Source organism: Pedobacter sp. UC225_61 (assembly GCF_044452285.1).
Classification (GTDB): Bacteria; Bacteroidota; Bacteroidia; order Sphingobacteriales; family Sphingobacteriaceae; genus Pedobacter.
The window spans coordinates 1,863,089-1,884,726 of record NZ_JBIOAL010000001.1 but is presented as its reverse complement, the minus strand read 5'-3'; the positions used below and the strand labels follow the sequence as shown (position 1 = coordinate 1,884,726).

The window sequence follows — 21,638 nt, the reverse complement described above, 5'->3', positions numbered from 1 at the left end:
GTGCTGCAATATGAAAGACTCCTATAACTATGATCAACAAAGAACCAAAAAGCCCTTAAAAATTAATTTAAGGGCTTTATAGTATTAGGTGGAGAATATCGGAGTGGATATCTCATCAATTGCGATCTCCAAACGCTGTTTTTGATACTCTAAAAGCGGTTTTTTATTCGTCATTTTGGGTAATTTGGCTGAGTTTTGGCAGAGTTTTCAACATTCAAAATCATTAAAAATACACATTGAAAGGCATTTAAACTGAATTATTATAAAATTTCTTATTACCTAAAATACAAAATTTGGCTGAATATTCCAAAAAAAACTCAAATATTTGTGGATAATTTTGCATTATACACGATATAAATGATGAGATAAATCCATACATTTCACTCGCTACCTAGCCTTTTATTGTCTTAGTTTTGGCTGAGTTTTAAATAAGGGCTATATTACAGGTAAACATGGTCTCTTCTCTGGCAAAACAACCTATTTATTATTTAATGTATGACAAAAAATAGGCCTTCCTGTCAAATCGCTTCGGCGTAGTCTTGAACATAGCCTGAAAAGCATTGGTAAAATGTGCCTGGTCGTAAAACCGATTGGAGATCGCAATTCCCGTAAAATCGGATTTACCATTCCCACCAGCTGCGATTTTGTCCACGATACTTCTTAATCTAATGATATCGGCAAATTTTTTCGGTGTAAGCCCCAGTCCTTTTTTGAAAAGCTTCTGGATGTATCTTGAAGAACACCCTAACATTGTCGCCACAACCCTGATACTGATATCTCCAGAGGCCTCCATAATCAACGATGTGCTGCGCTGCAGGTCCATTGCAGGCCTTACATCCTTTGCAAGTGACCCCCACCTATCTGCCATAGATCTGCAGAGTTCACCGCTGGATAGATCGATACCTTCAGGCAAACCTGGCAGAACATCATCGGTACGGTAAAAATGGTCGGTATAATTATGCATGCCCTGGTCGGTAAAGTAGGCGGGAGTCCAAGGAAAGAGCTGCAACATCGTGGCCCTGCTCTTGGGATGGATCTCAATGCCCAGTGATTCGGTCATCTGACCGCAGAAATAAGTTCCCGGGCTCAAGTGGATTATTGTTTCCCGGTGGGTGATCTTAAGGCCGTTGCCCCTAATAACTGCAATGTTGAAGCAGCCGTTGGGTAGCGCAAATCTGTCCATGACCACCGAGGAACTGTCTAGGTTATCAAGCGTCCAAACCTTTTTCACAAACAGGGACATGCTCCTTGGTACCCGATACTCACTGTAGTTAAACTTTCCCATTTCTAATCTATCTGTTGTAAATATACATTTTAGGCAGCATTAACTGCAACAAGGGTTTGGAGGGAAAATTCCCTATGCCAAATCGCCTTTCCCACGTTCGCTTTTCTACAAGTTTTTTTGATTGGTGCCAAATACCTTTGATCAGGTAAATGGTAAAACAACCAACCCAGGTTAGCCCATTAGTTTGTGTGGCAATTAGGGTCAAAATAAAATAACAGTGATAATAACAATAAATACAAGTAACAATGACAGGTCAGCAGGTCTGCTTGATTTCTTTGCTGTCTCTGTCTCAATGGAAAATGGTTGGGTCAACATCAAGTATGAGAACATCGAGCAGATCCCGTCCATATGTAGGATACTCGAGGAGGCCAATATCGATATTCTCAGTATATCGATCATCCATATTGACCAAAATGCCGGCCTGTAACAAATTCCCGGTCGGCTCCAGGTCCGGGATACGCTTTACCACAAGATGTCGGGAAATATAAAATCAGTTTTTTGAGCACAACAAGCCAGGCTGGAATCCGAGTTAATGGACATACCAAAGGCTGAGCTAAAAATATATGGACGGACTTAGTGAAAAATTTTTTACATATCTTCGAGGCTGGTTGAGATCCACCTAACCACAACGACGGAAAATCAGTTACCAGAATGACATATGCTTAAACATACGCTTATAGTGGCGGTCTCATTGGCTGCCTGTGCTACCTTCTTGTTCTCCTGTTCATCTGCAAAAGATGCAAGACAGGCCAAGGCCCTTGGAACGTTATCGGGGGCACGAGACCCGCTCTATCTCGAAATCGGAAAGCTGGGCGCAGATCTCACAAGGAAAGAAAGTGTTCCAGGGGTAGCCGTGGCAGTAATCCGTGATGGAAAGATAGCATTCATACAATGTATAGGATATGCAGATCTGGCCAGTAAGAGACCAATAACAAAAGAAACTATCTTCAACGTTGGCTCTGTATCAAAGATGGTGTCGGCATGGGGATTTATGCAGTTGAGCGAAAAGGAATTGGTAGACCTTGATTCGCCGGTGAACCGCTACCTGAACAGGTGGAAAATTCCCTCTTCACCTTTTAATATCGAAAAGGTTACATTGAGGCGGATTTTGAGCCATACTGCCGGCCTTTCGGTGCACGGATACGGAGGGGCCGAGCAAGGCACCAAACTACTCTCGCTGCAGGAATCATTGGAGGGCAAGACAAAGCGAAATGGCGAAAGTGTTAGGTTGGTCAACGAGCCGGGCACAAAATGGCAATATTCGGGAGGAGGATATACCCTTGCTCAACTGCTCCTGGAGGAAAGAACCGAAAAAACATTTGCAGCATACATGCGCAGGTATGTGTTCCAGCCGTTAGGCATGAACCATACCAATTATGAATGGACCGAGCATATGATGGCAAATTCCGCAACCGCCTATGACACCGTTGGAGCTCCGATAAAGAACAGGATATTCACCGAGCAGGCAGCGGCCGGACTCCAGACGACCATAATGGACCTGGCGCATTTTGCCGAACTGTCCATCACAAAAAATTCCAGTCAACTTAATAAGGTATTGAGACCAGAAACCATACAGCTAATGGAGCAGCCTGTAATGCCATCCTCTATCGAGGGGGAAAGTGGGCTGGGGTACCGCTTTATGAATTACGATGGCATTCGCACCATTGGGCACACAGGCGAAAACGTCGGTTGGAGTGCGGCCGTCTTTATGGATATGCAAATCAAAAGCGGGATTGTCGTGCTGTGCAATGGTTCTAACGGAGATAGGGTTTGGTATCCCATCTATCAGAAGTGGTTGGCATCAATGTCGCGAAATAAATAATGTTCAGAAATTTAAATGACCTGGAGATGCGGGCATTTTAAGTATGGCTGCCTAATGTCCTAGTTTATCTCGCCAAAACCTGGTAAGGACTGATCACATCTTTTAATCTTCAACAGTTTTCAATGCAATATTCTCCACAACATTATGATTTTAGCAGTCACAGATAGAATAAAAGGCCATTTCAGTTAGCAAAAGCCATGACTCAGCCACAATATTAAACAAAAAAAACACATAACAATTTGATGATCAAACTATTATGTGTTTAAGTGGAGAATATCGGAGTGGATATTTCATCAATTGCGAGCTCTAAACGCTGTTTTTGATGCTCTAAAAGGGGTTTTTTATCTGTCATTTGGGTAATTTGGCTGAGTTTTGGCAGAGTTTTCAATGTATCGAATCATTAAAAATCCGCATTAATAGGCTTTTAAACCGATTTTTTATAAATTTTCCTGTTATCTAATTTACAAAATTATCCAGAATTTTCAAAAAAAACTTCAAAATTTTGAATAGATAATTTCCTATTCTCCACTGCAAATTTTTCAATAATTCTGGAAAAATTTATGGCTGAGTTTTGGCGCTATTTTTCGTGTGTTTTTTACGAATAATAAATAGCGGAAATAAAATGACAAAACCTCTTTAAAAAACCTCCTATAAGATTTAAATAGCTGTTTTCATTGTGGAGAATAAAAAATTTATCACAAAGAAATATGCCCAATTTCCCCAACCATCCTTTAAAGTTGGCTTGACTGATTTTTGGCTGAGTGGTCAGTTCGAATTTCATACAAGAAACTGATTTTAAATAAGTTAACTTTTTTTAGTGTAGAATTCCACAATCTACACGCTCTTTTCAGAGGTTATGACGATATTTTTTAAACTAAACCCATTTTTTTGGCTGACTTTTTCACTCCGGATTTATGATGCCTATAATTTGACAAACTCTTTAAATATACTTAGCTCTTTCCAAAATAAACCCTCCTTTTAGCTATCTAGTGCAATATTCGCAACTAGCTTGATGTGAACCAATTCAGGCAAGAATGAAATAATACAGAAGTCTTTAGTATTGCGGTAAGCTTTTTCAAGCTTATTTAAAGACAGGGAGAATTGATACCATAGGGGATCGAACCATACCACTAAAAAACTTTATATCAATTATTTACAAACACGTTATTTTGGATGCTAATTATTTTGGATATCATCTTTCAAAAATGTTCTCCAATAATGGGGAAATATATGTGTACGGAAATGTCTGGAAGCAATTAGGCCCACCGCCCAATAACTTTCTTTGATAAACGTGAAATCCTTTTCAAAACAGTTATTTTTATACTCTTCTTCCAAAAGCAATTTATACTCCTCCATCGATTCAGGTAAATCAATTCCCGAAAGTGCATAACCTGAATCATCATTGGCGTTTTCAGTATAAATTTTAGCCTCTGTTTCTAGGTCTGGAAACCAAAGCAATAGTGATATGTCTTTTAATAAAGTATCTTTTACACTTTTAAAAGACTTATACAACCGAGATGAATTAAGTACAATTGACCATTCGATAAGCAAAGTATAGAGATATGAGGAATTATAGTCGTGCTTAAAACGAACATCAGTATTTGCCTCCAACTCTGAAACAGTTCTTAAATCTCTGAATGCAGGATAAATCTTAGTAAATGCAAATGCCTCAGCGATATTTTTGTGAAGTCCCTGAAGAATGTGAATAGCTTGCTGTTTTAATCCTAGTTTATAAAGTAGCATCAGCAAAAGATGTATTTCAATTAATTGATCATCAAATCTTGGTGTGTAGAAAATTGAATTGGAGTTGACCAATCCAATCGCTTCTGATGCAATTATCTTAGCTTTTTCTAAATATATATCAGCAGCAAGTTTTGCCTTTTCATTGTCTCCATTCACCAAAAACTCATACATCTGCAAAAGGAACAATCCTGTTTCGCACCAGATACCCAATTGTTCATAAACTACAGTGTTATAGGAGAGTGAATCGCTTACTGACCTGCCAAGCCCATCTTTTATTTCACATAAGAATGAAAATTTGTTATTGTATTTGCCTAAAGTTTCTAAATGGAGGTGAAAACCTTCCACCACCTCCTTAGCGTAAATTGACTCTGGAGTTCCTCCAACAAACAATGACCACAACATAAGAATATATTTTTCAGAACAATTAACCGAATGGAGAAGATTATCGGATTCTTCACAGTACTTAAGTACCATTGTTACCACCAATCGCATTTCCTTAAGCACTTTTATCTTCGCCTTTTTACTGGTCGCAATTCTAAAGTTGTTACATAGTAAATCAAGAACGTTAACAAAATCACCGAGTTTGTAATCACGATTCTCTAAATGGATAATGGTTTTTCGGATTGAAGACCTTAAGTTATTGGAGAAACCACTTTCATTGAGAAGCTTATCCTGAAACTGTCCCACAAAAAAGTCACTTTCCCATAATGCAAAATCAAATTCAGGGTGCTGATTTGTATAGCCTACCCAATTTTGTTGTAAACTCTGCTTAATCAGCCCATTATATGCAACGACTATTTTAATTGGCAACCGTTTGTGCTGAGGTGCAAGGTTGTTTTTCACGAAAACCTCCCTAATTTCATCTAGGGACTGCCGAACACTATTTACTTCAGCATCCCAATTTCTCCGGTCAAGATCTCCTTGTTTTACTGTAATCAAAAATACCTTGCGTTTATTTCCGTCCGTAAAGTCTTTACCAACTGCATAAATATCCACCCCAAATTGCCTTCCCCGTTCTGGCCTAGAAAAAATTTCGACACCATTAGCCCTCAATATATCTTGTAGGACTTTATCGAGTTCTCCATCTTCCTTTAAGGAATTAATATATTCAGCTAAAATTAATCTCATGCTTTTGAATTCTTTGGTAATTGCGCCTTAGCGACTCTTGATAAGTGGGATCTAGCTTTTCCCCAGAAGGAAATTCAAAAGAATGTTCTATTAAGCCTAATTGATCAACCTTATGTATCTTTTCTCCCTCACGTCTGATCGCCCATTTTTTCGCATGCAGGTTCACTGATTTAATCATTGACAGAAAACCTTTCTTATTACTTTCTTTCATTGATTCGGAAAAAAGCTGATGCTTATAAAATCTCAAAAGCTCCTCCAATTTTGAATCTGCACGAAGTTCATTGAACATGCGAACTTTGTTCAACTGAGTGAAGTATTGTTCAAAAGTTTCCACAATCGGGGCTAAAAACTCTTTATGGTGCATAAGACAATCATTGCTATCCAGCTTAACTTTAATAATATCCAATGTAGATCTATAATTGTACACAAGATAATCTTTGAAAATATGCTCAAGATTTACCAAAAGAGTTTCATCATCTTCCTCGGAAGCATCTAGTACAGAAAACAAAAGGCTTTGCAAGTTCTCCATAGAATAAACAAACCCAGCGATTTTATAGCAAATAAATACCTTTTCCTCAGTTGATAACGTTTTAAAATATTTACTAGAAAGTTTGGAGACCCCATCGGCATGCCTACCAGAACACACTTTTAGCATTGCTTTATGAACATTTGCATACGGCGAATTGAACCACTTAGTAAGGTTAAGCTGAAATAAGTCTTGGTTTAGACTAATTATATGATCTAAATGCTCGCCTAAAAAGAGGCTTACACCTAAATTTTCAAATCTTACCGTTAACAAATCATATATTATTTCAAGATTATGCTCCGATAGGTTATATAATAAAAAGTCCAACTGCCCCCTATGTTCAGGGTTGTTCGATGTGTATAATGATAATGCTGCTTCTTTATACCAAGTTTGCTTATTTTCCGTTGGCGTCAAATCATAAAGATATTCGTAAATACCAACGAAATCACCGTCCTGGAGCGGTTGTACAACTAAAAGAGCAATCTCTGGACTGACTGACTTAAACTGGCCGCAGAGTTGAAGGTATTGTGGCTTACTAAGTTTTCCTAAATCGAATTTCGATTTCATCAATTTTTCAAACTCCGAACGAAGGTCATCAGGACAGCACCTAATAAATCCCCAGAATAACTGAAAGAGGATTTCACCCTCAAATTTATCTTTTACAGCATCTAAGAGCTGTGTGAACTGCGCTCCATTCTTGCCAGAAAGCCCAACGATAACAGCGGTAAGAAATTTTCGCAGTTCCTTATCCGCTATTATTATTTCAAGACTAGATTCAAACTCAGCGGCAAGTTTTGGCTCGGTTAGCAGTTTTTTAGAAAGGGTCGTCGATACCTTGTGAACTCCTCCTGCAAACGCGTCTGTCGATTGCAATTTTTTAATGAAGATAAATATATCTTCAGATGCTAACTCGATTTGCGACATTGCTCTATCCAATGCGTTGAAATTGTTCCATTGGATAGTCGCTCCAGAAACAAAATCGCCCCACTTTGCTAAGCCCATCTGATGTAGATATGCTATTACAATTCCACTATCGTTCCAATTTAATAATGGCTTATATATTATTGGGATCTCCTTAAGCGATTCGTTTACTTCCTTAAGTGTTGATCCATTAAAACCGTCTGAAACGAGCTTATCTATCAAAATATATTGCACCAAAAGCTTATCCACAAGGAAAATTCCGTTCTCTGAAGCGAGAAATTGCGCGGCAATTCGGTTAAACTCCAGAAATCTATATAAACTTTCATCTACAACCCATTCACCCTTTATCGTGAATGGCGCATTCGCCAGATTTGCTTGCTGATCGGTATATCCTGCAACTAATTTTATTCTGACAAGTTCACCGAAATAATTTAGTCTTTCGAGACCTTCCATTCTATTATACACTAATGATACATCTTTTGTAGCTCATACTAAACTCTCGGTATAACTCTTGCAGCAGTTTTAATGTCAACTACTTGTACGCCGAAAGCTTGGAGCGCTTGCCTCATCTCGTTGAAAACAGGAGCGCCCGTCTTTAAATCAGAGATAGTTAGTAAAGCCGTAAAGGGAACTCCTAAAGCAGGTAAAGCTTCCCCGTCTCTGGCTAAGTGTTCGACATCTAATCTCCAATTTGTACTTGGACCTACACCTGAAAAATGTTTTTCGTGAACCTTGACAGGGCTCCATTTAAAGGCATGCTCTATCTGATCTTTTTCATAGAGATTTCCGTCCTTATTTTCCGGAGTATAAATTGCGTTTAACCTGCCAACAAAACCGCCATCTGCTTGCTCTTGACGCAAATGACCTTCAACATTTATCCTTACAAATTCAGAACCAAAACGATAGTCGAAAGGTGGCGTACTAACTAAGGTTAATTTTGCATAACCTCGGCATTTACCTTCATTTACTAAAGATGGCGGCCATTGAAAATTAAAACTCATCTTTTGACGCAGGATAAACCCTGTTGGCAAAAACAAGTGTTATAGCATTTTCATTACCTCCTAAAATTGCGTCTGAATTATCTGGCATTCCAAAACCTACCAAATGTTTCGCCACGTCCTTTAATTTTTTATCAGTCAAAATTTTTGGCACAGAAGCGTGGTGTATGGCCAACCCAATCAAAGTCTCCCTTGAAACAGTACCTTCGATAATATGATCCAGACTGGCCAAAGTTTTTGCGACTTGTGGAGAAGAGTAACTTGTTCCACAACCATCAACAATTTCTCCATTTTCATTTAAGGACAGCAAGCCATGGGATCCGCCCGCAGGCTTTGTTCCGCAACCTCCGACATGAGCCAGATCTGGTTTCAGACCAACCCTTAATCCTGGCCCACGGCAGCTATAATTACTGGGAGCATATGGAATGATATCTTTTAAGTTTGGCGGATTCAAGGCCGCCACGCTTATATTTCTGCAACTTTCAGCTGGTCTTTTGATGGTATCATTTCTCGATGAAGCAAGAATAGAAAGCGCGTCTGCGGCATCAACAGGCCATTCCTTCCTTGTGTGCAGGGGTTTGGTATTTCCTGCAGAAATAACGAAAAGCACATCATTCTCTTCAGCAATTTTATCTAGCATTTTAGCAGCAGGACTATAACCTTCAGTAGTAGCGTGTTCCTCAATATTTAAACTAAAATTGAAAATCCTTACACCTGTCCTTGCTTTGAGTTCAGCAACTGCTTGCTCTAATTCTTTGAAAAATTCTAAAGGTTTGGTGTAATAATTGGCAAAAAACTCGCCCTTTGGCAAGAGATCCAGGTCGATTATTTTACAACCATCCCTCTCACCGCAAATCTGCGAACCGTTCAAGGTCTTTCCGAACAGTGCAATACCAGCAATAAAAGTCCCATGGTTCTCATCTTTATCACTTGGACTAATCAAGCCCCATCTATCTTCAATCCAGTCACCTAAGATATCAGACACCCCTCCATCAACAATACCAAGCTTTGGCAGGGAGTAATTGTCCTCTAAAACTGGGATATCATATTTGTCATTGACTTTATAGGCTGCCGTGGAAACATCTTCACTTTTTCGAATAATTGGCGGAAGAATGATTTTTCTAACTAGCGGATGATTGTCGAGAAACTTCAGTAGAGTGTTGTGTGATGATAAATTTAGATTAGTTTCCTTGTTTGAGTTTCCTTTAGAGGCAGAACTTTGGATTATTGACAATTGAACGATAGGCGGATTCTCACTATTTTCCAATCTCACGCCTAACAGTATTCCGTGTCTTTCATTATCACCAATTTTTGAAGCCGTCAGGCCATTGCCAAAATTTGACAACCCGTTCACAAAGCTCTGGAAAAGTCCAAGTTTTTGCTTATCTAAGCTATCCCAATCCTGACGAGGCGGTGGATTATCAAACAGCTCGACGATGTAAGCGCCACCAGTTTCCGGGTTACTCAGCCATTCTATTGCTTCCGAGGCAGAAAAACTTCGTTTATCGGAAGCCGTATATGGCATAATATCCGCAATCACCCCAACCTCACTTCTAAGTTGGGTTGGATTAGGGACAACTTTGCCATCTTTGTTGGTTTTCCAACGTGTTTCCGCTTCTGCTTCACGGATTTTTTTTGTTATTTTATCAATACCAGAAGGCGTCAATTCCACGAATAATTCACCTAAATCGGCAGCACCAACAATAGGCGCCACCTTTTTATTGAACAGCGCGGAGGAGGGCCTATGGGACTTTGCCAATCCTGATTGCCTCAAAATTACCTTAGCAAAAGAAACGTCGGTAAATTCATTATCGATTTGCATCGACTTAATCGCATTGAGTTTTTCATTGAGTTTTTCTTGATGCTTTGAGAAGGCAGTATCATTTTCAGCGAAAAAATCTTTTTGCGAACCTCCAGGGTTACGCTCCCAAATATCAATGAAGTCGGTGCTATTGAGAACAATTTGTATAGGACTATTGGCCATAATGGTATTTTATTTGGTTATTTTAATTTTGACATTTGCTTGCTTAGTTTAGATTGTGTTATCCCAAAAAGAGAAGCAACATCTTTTTGCTTAAAACTATATCTCTCGTCGTTTAGCAATGCTGACTTTAGCTCATCATCACTATGCAACAATAAATTCCTTTTTCTTTGATCTATTCTACCAGAATTCAACAATGAAAACTTTCTAATCGAGGAAACTAAGCTTTCATCCTTATTAAGGAAATAAGCTCTTTTATACCATTTTGCCAACATTTGGGCATCAGCTCCAGATGCATTTTCAATACACCAAGCAAGAAACTTAAATTCGACATCTTCAAGTTCCAAGGGAATAAAAAACGTCTTAATTATATCGGGCATCAGTTCAAAAGATGGCTTTGGTATTTCCAACTGGACCTCAAATCTTCTCCAAATTGCGGGATCCAATAACGTCTCATGGTTAGTTACGCCAATCGTAAATCCAATAGTTTTTCGGCTATCCAAGTTTTGAAGCAATGTATTAACTACTCGCTTAATCTCGCCAACCTCTTGTGGGTCGTTCCTAAGCTTGGCGATGGCATCAAATTCATCCAACAACAATACACATTGATGTTTTTCAGCAAAGGAAAATAAATTTCCGATATTCCTAGAGGTTGTTCCTAAAAACGACGACATTAACCCATCAAGCCGTACTAATACAACGGGCAAGCCAATTTGCTTTGCTAGCCATTTTGCCAGATGCGTTTTCCCCGTTCCAGGGGCACCATATATCAAGCATGTATTACTTGGATGTGCCGACAACTCTTGAAGCTTATCATACTCCTTCCACTCCACGACAACAGATTCAATTGCTGACCTGACATTGTCACTAAAAATAGGCAGTTCCACCGGTAACTCCTCCACAAAGAAAATCTCTGCCAAAGGGGTAGATGTTTCTTTATCAACAGGAATTTGAGTCTTCGACGTAATCTTATCTCCCTTCCATTTGATAAAAGACTTTTCAATACGACTAGGCGACATATCAAAGGCAGAATTAGCCGTTTCCAAAAGCGACGACAAAGATTTAGCTTCCTTGGTTTTGCCATCTTTTTCAAGCGCAGCCTTTAACCTATCAACCTGATGGATTAATGCACTAGAGGGATTAGATAACGCTGACCTACAGAGAGCTTGTATAATATTGAAATATTCCATTTATTTACCTTTCGTTTATACCGCAATAATAAGTAATAATTTCCATATTATGAAATATATTTCCAATAATATGTAAAAATATTCCAAATATTAAAATAACTTTCCAAATAACTAATTTATAAATTATTTCGATTTGATAATTAATCACTTATCCAGCACTTAAGGCGCAAAAAAAAAACGCCCATATTACTATAGACGTTTCTGAATCCCTTGTTAAACTCTAATTAAAAGCCTTTAACCCACTTTTGGCGAAGCTTTTACATAAATCAAATGCCGTTTGGTTTCGCTGTAAGGCCGTGCCGTACATAATGGATTTAAATTTGCTTTCCTCATCCTTATAATTCCGCACGTTCTGAAAATAGCCATTAACCGCATTATATGCCCCATACAAAGTGCCTTTTGTGGTATAATCCTGCTGGGATTCGTGCGAACCTGCATAGTCTAAAACCGCACTTATCGAATTAGTATAAATGCTGGACAGCTGCTCATACCTGTTACTTTGTAGGCTTTGCAAGGTTTCCTTATTTGGAGCCATAGCCATTTGCACCAATTTTTTAACTTCGGAATCTGTAATGCGGATTTTTGCCCAGCTGTTAAATAATTCTTCCATTTCTAATGCTAAGAGATTGGTAATATCCAGTAGTTCGTGCGCCTGTTTTAGCCTGTCGGTTGCGCTCGAGGTGTGGCGGATCTTGATGCAATTTGATTTACTGCGCATTGCCGCATTCAGCGTATTTTGGCAAACGATGCGAACAGGGGTAAATGCTGCCGTAATACTTCCGTATCCATCGTGCGAGGTGGTCAAAAATAGATACTGCTCTATCAAATCATTTCTTCCAACACGGATATAATCGGGCAACTTGGCGGTAATAAAAATCTTTTCGCCCTTACCCAGTGCGCCAGCGGTTTCATAAAGAATCCCATCTTTTCCGCCAACAATCGAATCAAAAAACGTGAAGGCATCAATATTTTGCACCACGTGGTAATCTTTGCCAACTACGCCCAAAACTTGGTCGGTATCCGTTCTTACTGTAGCGTAAAAATCATTTACCTCAACCTCTGGAATGATTAAATCGGTCTGTCTGTTTTGGTTTTCAGAATCATAGGTAAATAAAGGGCGTTTCTCTACCAAGTAATCTAGCTGCGCATGTTTGATAGCTTCGGCACTTGTCGGGTAATCCGAAATAATTTGCCCAAGGTTATGCCAAGCTTTTTCCTTCACACTAAAAAAACTGTGTTTCTGCGTGGCTTGGTTATAATTAAGATTGTGTGCCATGATTGATATTGTTTATGTTCCTAACTCGGGTTAATAAGATTTCGGTTTCCAAGATTTTGACTTTTGGCGTGTCGGGCAAAATAAACCTTGAATGGGTTTCCACCTCGTGGACTGCCTCTGAAACGGTGGTTAGTTCGGTCTCTGCCATTACCCTAACCATCAAATAAAGGGTGTGATACTTTTTCATAACAATAGATTTTAGTGAATAGATTACCCCTTGCGACAGGTGCGCAAGGGGTAAAATAGTTTAGGCAGGGATAATCAAATTGGCTTCGATTTCCGCTAACTTGGTAGTGCAAAGTTTGTTGACGAACTCGGCAACCGCCTTGATGATAAATGGGTTTTTAGTGGTGAACGAATTTCTATCATCATCCTCAATGGTGAGTTTACAGCCTTGAAAATGTGTAGACTCGATATCCTCTGAATCATCCTCTTGGACCATTACCTTAAAATCATCAAGTGTCTTTATGGTATTCAAAAGGTTGTCGCGGTGAACCTTTCTTTTGTGCAACTCTTCAACCAGTTTCAAAGTGCCTTCCAAGTTCAAGGCAGGTTTTTCTGCTGCTATTGGTTTTTGCTCGTCCTTTGGCGCATCGGCTTTCGGTGCCTCGATCTGTGGCTGTGCCGAGCTTAGCCCGTTAGCAGTCGGGGCAACATCTATTTTTTTTGCATCGTCTTTTTTATCTTCAAAAGCCGTGCTATTTTGCAAAGCTCCACTTTTAGCCTGTGGCGTTTGTACTGCTGTCGCTGCTGCATTTGCTTCGTTGCCATTTGCTTTTCCATTTAATTTAATTGTGTTCATGATTTCTGTTTTTAAAAATTTGGGGTAATGAAATTTGATTATTGCCCTATGGGCGTTGGGTTTTTAATTCGGGCGTTCAATTTTTGTGAACTTTTTTTTTGTGGTGGGCTTCTGTCTTTTACTATTATCATGGCTTAAAAATTTAGGTCAGTCGGCTAGCGCCTCCTGGCTTTTTGTTAAGCCCCTCACCTTGATACAATTGATTTTCAAGACAAGACTTTGCGAAAAAAAACCTCGTCCAGCGCAGCTGGGCAGGGAAGATTTTTTCAGCAAACCCCTTGGGGCTCGGTCTTTTCGGAAAATCAATTGTTCAGAAATTTGCTACTCAAAAAGATCGGATGGATTAGGATTCAGTTAAATCAGGTTTATTGGAATTCGGCTTTTAGTTTTTGCACTGTGTATTTCCGACGGACATTGAGATCGGAAAAAATAATCGAACCTAGTACTTGTTTTTTTAAAGCTTTTCAAGCACTTAACCCGCACGTGCGACGGACCAAAAAAAGCCATTTCTCCATACTTAACAGACACTTAACCGGCACTTGACCAGCACAAAAAAGGGTGTTTAAACCCTTTCTCCTTCGCAATTAAAGCTAATTGACCAGTTCGCTACCTGCTGAACCTTGAGGCAAATCAGGCGCAACGCATCCGATCAATTCTGCTTGCAAGACCTTGACTTGCTCGGAATCCATCATTTTCATCTTTAGTTTTTTTCGCAGCTCCAATGCCGTTTCCTCGGTCGATGGTAAACTGGTATCCAATACCAGTTTCACGATTACTACAAGTGTTTCCCTTTTCATAAGCTTTACATTAACTGTTCATCAGCCAAGGACAGATAGCCATGCCCCGAAATAATCAAATGGTCAAAAACGGTAACATCTAGCAGCATTCCCCCCTCACAGATTTTTTTGGTCATTTGCAAATCCGCAGCCGAGGCGACTAGGTTTCCGCTGGGATGGTTGTGCGCCAAAACGATGGCACTCGCACCAGCTTTCAGCGCAACGGAAAAAATCAGCTTGGCATCAACCAGACAATCGGACATACCGCCCCTAGAAATCTCGCAAATCCCCAAGACCGCATTATTGCGATTAAGCAATATGATTTTAAACTGCTCCTGTAGCTGCAAAAGTCCAAAATCCCAATTCTGTAAAAGGATCTGATAAACTTCCTGCGAGGTGCAGACCTTTGCACGCTCACAGGCCTTAAATTTTGGGGAGTAGCTAATCTTGATTTCTGCAACCCTGCTTAATGGAAATGTTGTTTTTTTCATGGCTTTAGTTTTTATCAGTCGGCTCCAGCCTCCTGGCTTTTTTGTTAAGCCCCCTCACCTTGACACCATCGTTTTTGCTAGACAAGGCTTTGCGAAAAAAAACCTCGCTGGCGAAGCCAGCAGGGAAGATTTTTTCAGCAAACCCGCTAGGGCATGGCCTTGACGGAAAAAGGATGGTTCAGAAATTTGCGTCCCAAAAGGCCAAACGGTTTTTCGGTGACATAGAAAATCATCTTCCCATCGCATCCAAAAGCCCAAAGAAACTAGCGGCAGATTTGAGCTGTAGCTCAACGATCCTTCGGGCCAATTCCATTGCCGCCAGGATCGAGCTGCACTTGGCCATTCCCATCCCCGAAAACCTGCCCAAAGCCCTGTAATCAATCTTTGCCAGCTGCTCCAGGTCATTGCCAATGCTGGAAAGGATACGCGCGGAAAGTCCTACCGCAGTTTCCCTTACTGTCCCCGAACCGATGAGCAGGGCTAGTAATTCACGATCCTCGAGCGCACCCGGCCCGCGGGCAAGCATCTTCTCCCGTGGCCTCATGTCCGGTTCCCAGGCCTTGATCCCCTTTGCCGATTTATCCAAGGGCAAGCTGCACTGCTGTTTAAAATCCAGTTTATCCATTCCCAAATGCGCGGCATGATGGAGCAGCGAGGAAATCCCCTGATGAGCCTTGGAAAATCTTCCTGAAAAACGTTAACGTGGTTTCGCCTAAAAGAGCCGTCGGCCTGTTCATCGCTCCTGGTGATCTGGATGAAATTGGTGTTGTTGGCAGCCAGCTTGAAATCCAGGAAGAAGTGCCGTTTGCCAGTGGAGAATTGCTCCGATGCTAGAATATTGCTTTCCATAATCTTGTGGTTTTGATCCGCCACAAAATTCCAGGGTGCTAACCCTCTTACTCGGAGCAAAAACAAATTACCCGATCTCTCCGTTTATATTACAGGTAATCAATGGATTCAAAATTCAATAAAATGCAACAAGATCAGGTAGCCTAGCGGAAGACAAAACATGTGAGAATTGCGGCCGTGAACTTTTCGGGCGAACCGATAAGCGTTTTTGTAACGACAACTGCCGAAATGAATTCAATAGAAGGAAAAAACAGCAGGAGCTCTTACAGGCCAATGAAGCAATGCCCGAGATCTTAAGGATCATCAAACGCAACTATGAGATCCTGCGCTCCTATGGTGAGATTGAAAGGGATACTGAAATCTTCGTCAATAAGGAAAAAATCATGGAGAAGGGATTTAACTTCAAGTTCTTTACCAGCATCGATGACACCGATGAGCCATACCGCTACTGCTTTGAAAAGGGATTTAGGGTGATTGGTGATTATGTATATATCAAGGACGATCTCACGCAGGCCGAAATAACCGTAAAACAAGAAAGCGGGAAAAACCAAAGGCCCTTCCCGCTTATCTAAATTAACGCTCTCGAAAATATAAGATAACGGATTTAAAAAACCTGGGCACATCAACTTCTAAACAAAAACTGGATAAATAAATTTATCCACGCCTGCCTGAATCGCCTCGCCCTATTTTAACTTTGCGATATGAATATTGAAGAATTAGAACAGTGGTTCAAAACGGTGGAACTGCCCACAGCTCCCCTGCTGTTAAACCCATCTACGCAGATCAACGATGTCCAGCTTTTTTTGGACAGCCACTTTTATCCGCTTAAACTGGGACCCATCAATAAGATCAACCAACCGCTACTGGACAGGTTACTGGATTTTAAGCTGCTCATCGAATCCAACCTTTAGAAAAGACCAAGATAAATACGGGACAGGCATCCACCTGGCCCGTATTATTTAACTAACTAAAATTTATTGGTTCGCACTATATGATGATTATATAAAGCCTATTTGATCCATATCCCCTTGGCAAAACGAAAGGCCGACGCACCGGCCTCCCCTCTGCCATAATCCCACCCTATGGAAAATCTTTAATTTCTTTAAGCTGAGCCGGCATCCACCTGCTCACCTCTTGCCAATTATACGATATGATACTTGCCATGAAGCTGCTGTTTATACCATTGATTTCTGACTTGCATTGATTGCCTTCAGCTCCTGTAGCTTTTCAAAATGGGACATCACCTTCACCAGGTGCGCCACGCTAAAAAGTGGAAGACCGTTGTACATCGATGCCCTAAATCCGCCAACGCTCCAAAACCCCTTTATCCCCACGATACCCCGCTCTGAGGCATAGTTCAAAAACTTTTCTTCAAGTAAAGGGTCATAACACTTGAATGTCACGTTCATCCTAGAGCGATCACCTTTCTCGGCAAGACCATAAAAGATCGAGCTCTTGTCGATGGCCTCATACAACATATCTGCCTTTTCGATGCTCAGTTTTTCGATCGCCTGGATTCCTCCCTGCTCTTTCAGCCATTGCAAGTTCAGCATGGCCACATAGATTGAAAATACAGGCGGGGTATTATATAAGCTGCCATTCCGCTCGTGCACCCGATAGTCAGCCATCGAGGGCAGCAGCTTATCAACCAAGTTGATGAGCGCCTTTTTAGCGATCACCAGGGTCATTCCAGCAGGCCCAAGGTTCTTCTGCGCACCTGCATAGATCAGGTCAAAATCGCAGACATTGATCCTTCGCGAGAAAATATCAGAGGACATGTCACAGATCAGCGGCACTCCGGTCTTTGGGATATCAAATACCTGCGTCCCCTCAATGGTATTGTTCGAGGTCATATGAAAATAAGCAGCATCGCTATTCACCTTGTAGTTCTTTGGGATATAGGTGTATTTCCTGTCCATCGAGGAGGCAGCAATATTAATCTTACCGTAAATACTCGCCTCAGCCATCGCCTTCAGTGCAAAATAACCGCTATCTAGATATACAGGTGTCCTATTACCGCTGGCAGGCATGAAGTTTTGCGGCACCATCGAGAACTGCGAACTGGCACCTCCCTGCAAAAACAGAACCGCATAATCCCCCGGCACACCGAGCAGTTCGCGCACCAAGGCTTCCACCCGAATAGTAACCTCCTCGAACTCGGCCGAACGATGGGAGACTTCCAGTATAGAAAGCCCCATCCCATTCCAGTCCAGTACCGCCGAGGCCGCCTTTTCCAGCACCGCCCCCGGCAGGATACAGGGACCTGCCCCGAAGTTATGTTTGTGCTGAACTGACATCAAATTGCTGAATAAGCCTCAAATTTCAGCAGTGGACAATTGTTTACCAATCATTATCTAACTTTGGACAAATCCATCAGTTTCAGCTAACAAAGTGATGATTATATCCATAAGTCTATTGAATTCACTACTTGGACAGAATATTATTTTAAAATCCTGAACATTGATCGGTAGAGAAACATCCATAGAAGAATTCAAAACCCCATATCAATCCTCAAAGCCAAGCTAAAAATTTTCAATAAAAAAATCGATTGCTATATTTGGGCAACTATTTATCCTAAGTCACCAGAAACAACTAAACTAATTTGGTACTTATGGATTCCTACAAACTTGACCCGACCGATCTTAAGATCCTAGACCTGCTGCAGACCGATGGGCTGATGAGCTACAGGGAGCTGTCAAAACATACCCACAAGACACACAACCCCCTGGTCAAACGTGTGAACCGCCTGCGGGAACTGGGCTACATCAAAAGCACGATTGCAGTCATCGACATCGCTAAGATCAAGAACCTCTTTACCGCTTTTTCGATGGTGACGCTCAACAACCATAGCGATATGACGCTGAACGATTTTCAAACCCAGATCATGCAGATGCCAGAAGTGGCCGAATGCCATCACATCAGCGGAGAATATGACTTTATGGTCAAGCTGGTCATGGAAGATATCCACTGCTATACCGATTTTTTGAGAAAAAGGATCGCCTCGCTGCCTTATGTAGCCAGCGTACGTAGTTTCCCCGCCCTGGCAGAAACTAAACGTGAACTGACCTATCGGCTCTAGCGAATTTGAACCAGAATGCGCAGGAATAGGTCATTTCAGAAGAATACTGGAATGAGTAATTGGCCTAGGCTGAAAACACACATCATTGGGGCCGTGAACTAAAGGTTTGTCATTTATTGGGTTGCACCATCAATGGTTCCACTTGCAGCCACGGCTTGGGGACCGGAAAGCTCGGACTTGACCTTTCCCTTCACCAGTACCTGTATGGAGATTGACCCCTGGCCTTCCAGGTTGTCAGCTGAAAGCGACCACTTGTTCAACGCATATTTTTTATAGGAAATAATATGGGGCAGCACAACTGTAGGCAGGTCGACTTTAGCGCCCTTGTCATCGGTGAAAGAAACCTTGGCGGTCTTGGTGCCGTTTCCAGATATCCTGTATTCCAAAACCTCTAGATAGGCGATAGCCGTATACTGGCGGTCTCCGGTCCGCTCAAACTCAAAAGTGCGCAGATCACTTGCCGGCGCCTCAATTGAGAGATTTCCGATTTCACTGGCCGTGGTAATCTGCCTGGTTTCTCCAGTACCGATTGCAGTTCGCTGGCCGTTCTGGTTATTGACCAGCACCAGTGCCACCCCTGTCGTATTGTGGATCTCCATTTTCAGCTCGGACTTGCTTTTCTTGCAGGCAAAAAGAAATAGTGAACCCAGTAATAGCGCAAAAACGGCTTTCATTACGGTGCCTATAGTTGAATTGTTCATTGTCATTTAACGGTTATGCTGAGTAGTTGTTGTGATTGAATGTTAGCCTGTAATGGGCAAGGCCGCTTATCGAGGTAAACTTAATGGATGTAGGGTGACGGGTAATTTACCACCCTGGTTTTTGCCCCCTAAGAAGAAGGTTTGTCCCCTTCTGCTTTCCAGTACCGCCGCTCTAGCTGCTTGCAAAAACCAATCGCTTCCTTAGAAAAAAGCGTTGGATGTTTTTTGTCCCGTTTTGCCGCCCTATTATACAGATAGATAAAATAAAAGGGATTTTGGATATTGGCGATCAATTGTTTACGGTAGCCGTTGCGCACGATGATATCGGCCATATAATAGCCTGGATTGTGGCCACTGGAATAGTTCATCAGACTACGGTACTGTTTTACCGTCCTGAACGTGCTCCCTTTGCTCTGGGCCATCAGTTGCATGGCCGTATCCAGCTGCTTCACGATACTATCGGACCTGGAGAGCAAAAATTCCTCAAACCGATATTCATAGACGATTTCCTTGGATGGGTCAAATGAATACTTTTTGTCGATCATATCTGCACTTCCCTCATTTAGCACCGCCTGAAGCGCATACAAAATCCCCTCATCAGCTGGTATTGAAGCCCTCAAGCTCCGCTGTTTGCGCAGCATATGGTGCAGTTCATGCGCCCCCACTATCCCATATTTCAATTTGTCCTGATTGTAGGCATTCCATAGGGTAAACACAATTCCATTTCTATCCACCAGGGCATCATTGTCGATGCCGATGATGAAAATCTTAGTCTGGGGAACTTTCACCTGCAGAGGCTTGGGCAGCCACTGCCAACATTGCCTATAGATGCTGTCCAGATACGCAGGATCGTGGAGCTGCGCTGCGTATGTCTTTAAGACCTGCTCATGGTCCTTGTATTGGTTGATCTTATAAGCTAACCAGTTGTTGAGCTTATCGTCCATCATTTTCTTCAACCGGATCGTGTTTTTGGGATTATATACGAATTGCAGTGTTTTGCGGTAACTCTCTAAAAACTGTTCGCTGAAAGCCTGGTTTTCGATGTAGACCTTATTGCCCTCCAGCGCTAGGAAGCTCTTCCATTCTCCGCGGGATACGCTATCGCCCTGTTTCAGCCGATCGGTAATCTTCCAAAAAGCATCAAGGGAAGTGAGGTCTACCTTTTGGGCCATGGCCAGGTTCACCCAGCAACAGAAGAAGATAAAAAAGGCAGTTTTGAAAAGGGTTTTCATGGGGCGAAATAACATGGTTGTAAAATATATTCCTGCAAAGAAACCAAACTCCAGTCGAGGCAAAGATTAAATTCGACGTTTACAGCACGTATTTAGACCAATGCCCTTATAGCCTACCCTCTTCTGTCAATTTTTTGATGATATCCCTGTAATTTGTCCCTATTGGAACTTCTGCATTGTCATTCATGACCACCATATTGCCACTAATGCTACTCACGGCTGATTTTCTGACGATAAAAGACCTGTTTACCCTTAAAAATTCATCCGGGGGCAAAAGTTCTTCTACTCGTTTAAGGGTCATATGGGTCACAATACTTCTGGTCTGGGTATGGATCCTCAGATAGTCCTTCATCCCTTCTATATAATCGATCTCCCCAGTGCTTACATTGATAAACTTTTTGTTCACCTTAAAAACAATGTGCCCTTGCTGCTTGACAGCCGCTGTTACATCGGCCTGCTGTTTGGGGAGTTGGGAACCTAGCTTTTCCTTCGCCTTGTTAACCGCTTTTACAAACCTCTCAAAGGTAATCGGTTTGAGCAGGAAATCTAAAATGTTGAGATCATACCCATCTACCGCATAGTTGGCATGGGCAGTGGTGAGTATCACCATGGGCGGATTTACCCCAAATGTTCTGACCAATTCCAGCCCGCTCATTTCCGGCATGTTCACATCCAAAAAAATAAGCGCTGGCTTTAAGGTGGATATTTTTTCTACCGCATCGATGGCATTATCGCACTTGGCCAATAGTTCCAAGGACGGCATGCGTAAGATATACTTCTCTATCAATTCTTGCCCCAAAGGCTCATCATCTATAATGATACAGGATATACTACTCAT

20 protein-coding genes are annotated in these 21,638 nt (G+C 41.5%); 4 read left to right on the top strand and 16 right to left on the bottom strand.

Annotation, left to right across the window (positions count from 1 at the left end):
* Window positions 1–484: 484 nt before the first annotated feature.
* On the bottom strand, window positions 485–1,285 hold the full coding sequence (locus ACHMWN_RS08890; RefSeq protein ID WP_397299862.1) for a helix-turn-helix domain-containing protein: 801 nt from the start codon (window positions 1,283–1,285) through the stop codon (window positions 485–487).
* A 658-nt stretch (window positions 1,286–1,943) separates the two neighbouring features.
* Here ACHMWN_RS08890 and ACHMWN_RS08885 point away from each other — a divergent pair.
* Window positions 1,944–3,107 (top strand): serine hydrolase domain-containing protein, encoded by a 1,164-nt coding sequence (locus tag ACHMWN_RS08885; RefSeq protein ID WP_397299859.1) that lies wholly within the window; start codon window positions 1,944–1,946, stop codon window positions 3,105–3,107.
* A 1,176-nt stretch (window positions 3,108–4,283) separates the two neighbouring features.
* Here ACHMWN_RS08885 and ACHMWN_RS08880 read toward each other — a convergent pair.
* From ACHMWN_RS08880 to ACHMWN_RS08830, 11 genes are all read right to left on the bottom strand, one after another.
* The gene (locus tag ACHMWN_RS08880) at window positions 4,284–5,978 is read right to left on the bottom strand and encodes a hypothetical protein (protein WP_397299856.1); all 1,695 of its coding nucleotides are present in this window, start codon (window positions 5,976–5,978) and stop codon (window positions 4,284–4,286) included.
* Window positions 5,959–7,878 (bottom strand): hypothetical protein, encoded by a 1,920-nt coding sequence (locus ACHMWN_RS08875; RefSeq protein ID WP_397299854.1) that lies wholly within the window; start codon window positions 7,876–7,878, stop codon window positions 5,959–5,961. Before ACHMWN_RS08875 ends, ACHMWN_RS08880 begins: the two co-directional genes overlap by 20 nt.
* Window positions 7,879–7,916: 38 nt before the next feature.
* Window positions 7,917–8,426 (bottom strand): hypothetical protein, encoded by a 510-nt coding sequence (locus ACHMWN_RS08870; RefSeq protein WP_397299852.1) that lies wholly within the window; start codon window positions 8,424–8,426, stop codon window positions 7,917–7,919.
* Complete coding sequence (locus tag ACHMWN_RS08865; protein ID WP_397299849.1) at window positions 8,416–10,407, bottom strand: S8 family peptidase; 1,992 nt, start codon at window positions 10,405–10,407, stop codon at window positions 8,416–8,418. Before ACHMWN_RS08865 ends, ACHMWN_RS08870 begins: the two co-directional genes overlap by 11 nt.
* A gap of 17 nt (window positions 10,408–10,424) precedes the next feature.
* Window positions 10,425–11,594, bottom strand: a complete 1,170-nt coding sequence (locus ACHMWN_RS08860) for an AAA family ATPase (protein ID WP_397299847.1) — start codon at window positions 11,592–11,594, stop codon at window positions 10,425–10,427.
* Window positions 11,595–11,814: 220 nt separating this feature from the next.
* Window positions 11,815–12,870, bottom strand: coding sequence for a DUF932 domain-containing protein (locus tag ACHMWN_RS08855; protein WP_397299845.1), 1,056 nt, complete (start codon window positions 12,868–12,870; stop codon window positions 11,815–11,817).
* Window positions 12,871–13,117: 247 nt separating this feature from the next.
* Entirely contained in the window at window positions 13,118–13,672 is a 555-nt protein-coding gene (locus ACHMWN_RS08850; RefSeq protein WP_397299843.1) for a hypothetical protein, read from the bottom strand.
* A 590-nt stretch (window positions 13,673–14,262) separates the two neighbouring features.
* Window positions 14,263–14,469 (bottom strand): hypothetical protein, encoded by a 207-nt coding sequence (locus ACHMWN_RS08845; protein ID WP_397299841.1) that lies wholly within the window; start codon window positions 14,467–14,469, stop codon window positions 14,263–14,265.
* Window positions 14,470–14,474: 5 nt separating this feature from the next.
* On the bottom strand, window positions 14,475–14,939 hold the full coding sequence (locus ACHMWN_RS08840) for a JAB domain-containing protein (RefSeq protein WP_397299839.1): 465 nt from the start codon (window positions 14,937–14,939) through the stop codon (window positions 14,475–14,477).
* 229 nt (window positions 14,940–15,168) lie between these two features.
* Complete coding sequence (locus ACHMWN_RS08835) at window positions 15,169–15,564, bottom strand: UPF0758 domain-containing protein (protein WP_397299837.1); 396 nt, start codon at window positions 15,562–15,564, stop codon at window positions 15,169–15,171.
* Window positions 15,480–15,788 carry a DUF3276 family protein gene (locus ACHMWN_RS08830; RefSeq protein WP_397299834.1) on the bottom strand — a complete coding sequence of 103 codons (309 nt, stop codon included), beginning with the start codon at window positions 15,786–15,788 and terminating at the stop codon, window positions 15,480–15,482. Before ACHMWN_RS08830 ends, ACHMWN_RS08835 begins: the two co-directional genes overlap by 85 nt.
* Before the next feature lie 281 nt (window positions 15,789–16,069).
* Between ACHMWN_RS08830 and ACHMWN_RS08825 the strand changes: the two genes are divergently transcribed.
* Complete coding sequence (locus ACHMWN_RS08825; RefSeq protein ID WP_397299831.1) at window positions 16,070–16,360, top strand: hypothetical protein; 291 nt, start codon at window positions 16,070–16,072, stop codon at window positions 16,358–16,360.
* Window positions 16,361–16,489: 129 nt separating this feature from the next.
* Window positions 16,490–16,699 carry a DUF6965 family protein gene (locus ACHMWN_RS08820; RefSeq protein WP_397299829.1) on the top strand — a complete coding sequence of 70 codons (210 nt, stop codon included), beginning with the start codon at window positions 16,490–16,492 and terminating at the stop codon, window positions 16,697–16,699.
* A gap of 264 nt (window positions 16,700–16,963) precedes the next feature.
* On the opposite strand, the gene serC is transcribed toward ACHMWN_RS08820, so the two are convergent.
* Window positions 16,964–18,085 (bottom strand): 3-phosphoserine/phosphohydroxythreonine transaminase, encoded by a 1,122-nt coding sequence (gene serC, locus ACHMWN_RS08815; protein ID WP_397299827.1) that lies wholly within the window; start codon window positions 18,083–18,085, stop codon window positions 16,964–16,966.
* A gap of 314 nt (window positions 18,086–18,399) precedes the next feature.
* Between serC and ACHMWN_RS08810 the strand changes: the two genes are divergently transcribed.
* Window positions 18,400–18,867, top strand: coding sequence for an Lrp/AsnC family transcriptional regulator (locus ACHMWN_RS08810; RefSeq protein ID WP_397299824.1), 468 nt, complete (start codon window positions 18,400–18,402; stop codon window positions 18,865–18,867).
* 113 nt (window positions 18,868–18,980) lie between these two features.
* Here ACHMWN_RS08810 and ACHMWN_RS08805 read toward each other — a convergent pair whose 3' ends face one another.
* The 3 genes from ACHMWN_RS08805 to ACHMWN_RS08795 form a co-directional block, all read right to left on the bottom strand.
* The gene (locus ACHMWN_RS08805) at window positions 18,981–19,568 is read right to left on the bottom strand and encodes a hypothetical protein (protein WP_397299821.1); all 588 of its coding nucleotides are present in this window, start codon (window positions 19,566–19,568) and stop codon (window positions 18,981–18,983) included.
* A gap of 128 nt (window positions 19,569–19,696) precedes the next feature.
* A complete protein-coding gene (locus tag ACHMWN_RS08800; protein ID WP_397299818.1) occupies window positions 19,697–20,800 on the bottom strand; it encodes a DUF5700 domain-containing putative Zn-dependent protease in 1,104 nt (367 codons plus the stop codon).
* 106 nt (window positions 20,801–20,906) lie between these two features.
* Entirely contained in the window at window positions 20,907–21,638 is a 732-nt protein-coding gene (locus tag ACHMWN_RS08795; protein WP_397299815.1) for a LytR/AlgR family response regulator transcription factor, read from the bottom strand.